This window comes from bacterium, assembly GCA_024226335.1.
Lineage (GTDB): Bacteria > Myxococcota_A > UBA9160 > SZUA-336 > SZUA-336 > JAAELY01.
Genome location: JAAELY010000037.1, coordinates 1 through 1,966 on the forward strand (window position 1 = coordinate 1; position 1,966 = coordinate 1,966).

General features: G+C 62.9%; 3 protein-coding genes. 1 reads left to right on the forward strand and 2 read right to left on the reverse strand.

What is annotated here, in order from left to right; translation table 11 throughout:
* Positions 1-52 precede the first annotated feature (52 nt).
* On the reverse strand, positions 53-376 hold the full coding sequence (locus GY725_01765; protein ID MCP4002900.1) for a hypothetical protein: 324 nt from the start codon (positions 374-376) through the stop codon (positions 53-55).
* A 193-nt stretch (positions 377-569) separates the two neighbouring features.
* On the reverse strand, positions 570-1,412 hold the full coding sequence (locus GY725_01770; protein ID MCP4002901.1) for an SDR family oxidoreductase: 843 nt from the start codon (positions 1,410-1,412) through the stop codon (positions 570-572).
* A 104-nt stretch (positions 1,413-1,516) separates the two neighbouring features.
* Here GY725_01770 and GY725_01775 point away from each other — a divergent pair, with 104 nt between their 5' ends.
* The gene (locus GY725_01775) at positions 1,517-1,945 is read left to right on the forward strand and encodes an SRPBCC family protein (GenBank protein ID MCP4002902.1); all 429 of its coding nucleotides are present in this window, start codon (positions 1,517-1,519) and stop codon (positions 1,943-1,945) included.
* Positions 1,946-1,966 lie beyond the last annotated feature (21 nt).

The window sequence follows — 1,966 nt, forward strand, 5'->3', positions numbered from 1 at the left end:
CTGCGAAGCGCGATGCATCCGCCTGCGCTGCGTCGCGCGAACCTCTGCAGATCTACGGATCTGCGATCGGATCACGCTTCTTGCTCAGGCGGCGACTCCCGCTTCTCGCTCGATTCCTCCCTGTGCAGAGATTCCCTAGCGCGCGCCGGCCGAGCGTCTTGAGCAGGCGGCCCAGGCCGTTGCGCCGAATGACGCGTGCATACCCTGCGAAGTCCAGGCCGTGAGGAATCACGTCCAGGTCGATCCCCGTGACTCGGTTCTTCAGCCCTAGATACGCACTCCGTTCCAGAGTCTGTCCGGGTCCGATCTCGAGGATGTCGAGATCGCGCAGGGGTCGCCCAAGGCAGGCTTCGAGCCGGTTTTCGTCTCGGGCCATCCGTTCTAGAAGTATGCGGATTCGAGCTGCATCGCCCTGCCGGGAATGGATCGCATGCACGATCTGCCTCCCGAGAGTCGGAAGGCTGATTCCGGTGTAGGTTCGCGCTGTCTGCCGTGGAGCGGGCTTGTCCAGACTTCCTCTCCGTGCTCCCCCCGAGGAGCGTCTCTATCACCAGTAAACTGTAACAGCTTCAGCGCACGCTCAAGCCTCCATCGACAGCGAGCGTTTGCCCGGTGACGTAGCTGGCTTCGTCTGACAGCAGGAAGACACTGGCGTACGCGACCTCCCAGGCGGTCCCCTGGCGGCCCAGCGGAACCGGAGTTCTGGCGCGGGAAGGTCGTCCCGCGCTGGCCAGTCGGCCCAGTGGTGTGTCGATCAGTCCGGGTACCACTACGTTGGCGCGTACACGCTGGTAGGAGCCTTCGAGTGCGACGTGACGAGCCAGGCCCTCGACACCGGCTTTCGATGCGTCGTAGGCGGGCATGCGGCTGCCTGCTCGGCGACCGGCAATCGAACTGATGAACACGATCGACGCACCCGCTCGAAGCTTCGGCAGCGCTTCCTTGCAGAGCAGGAAGTCCGAGCGCAGATTCGCCGCGAAGGTCCGATCCCAGGCTTCGGCATCGGTTCCTTTCAGGCCACCTCCCAGACTGATCCCGACGTTGAGAACCAATCCGTCGAGGCCCGCCAGGTCGTGCTCGGCATCTCGAATCAGGCGCTCGCAATCCGCCGGGTCGGTCACGTCTGCTACCAGAACGCAGGCGCTTCCTCCTTCAGATTTGATCTGGTCGGCGGTCTCTCGGGCGGCTTCTTCAGAAATGTCCGCGCACGCAACCCGTGCGCCTTCGCGTGCCGCCAGAACCGCCATGGCGCGGCCGTTGCCGATCGGCGCGTCTTCGGCATCGCTGTTGCGTGTGCCCGCGCCCACGACGAGCACTCTTCGTCCTTGTAGGCGACTGCGGCCGCTGCTCTGGCCGTCGGATTCAGGCGGGGACCAGGGATCGATCGGTTCGCTCACCGGGGACTCCTTCAGCTTCTGCGAGCTCGACGTGACGACCGCACGCAATCGAGGCGAACTGGATTCTGACACGTTCGACGTGGTACACGGAAACCGATCAATACGTGGAGGAAGAAGGCATGGCACAGGTGCTGGTCAATGCGGAGTTCGAGTTCCCCGGGGCCCAGGTCTGGGAGTTACTGCGCGACTTCGGCAATCTGTCCTGGATTCCTGGCAACGAAAACTTCCAGGTGAACATCGAAGGCGATGGCCCCGGCATGGTGCGCCAGATCGTCATGGGTGATGCGCCCGGAGTTCGAGAGGAACTCTACGAGCGCGACGATGACGAGCGTCGCATCACCTACGGAGTGACCGACAACAATCCTCTCCCGTGCACAAACTATCGCGCGACCATGATTATTTCGGACGATGGTCCCAAGAAGGCGAAGCTTGCCTGGTCCAGCACCTTCGATCCCCGCGATTGCAGCGAAGCGGAGGCCGTGGCTGCAGTCGAAGGCTTCTACGCCATGCTGCTCGAATCCATTCGCGCAACCCTGGGGCGGATGTGATCTAGTGTCCTGTTTCAGAAG

Excerpts from the sequence above, each read along its gene's own strand:
- GY725_01765 (MCP4002900.1), bottom strand. The coding sequence starts at position 376 with ATGGCCCGAGACGAAAACCGGCTCGAAGCCTGCCTTGGGCGACCCCTG.
- GY725_01775 (MCP4002902.1), top strand. The coding sequence starts at position 1,517 with ATGGCACAGGTGCTGGTCAATGCGGAGTTCGAGTTCCCCGGGGCCCAG.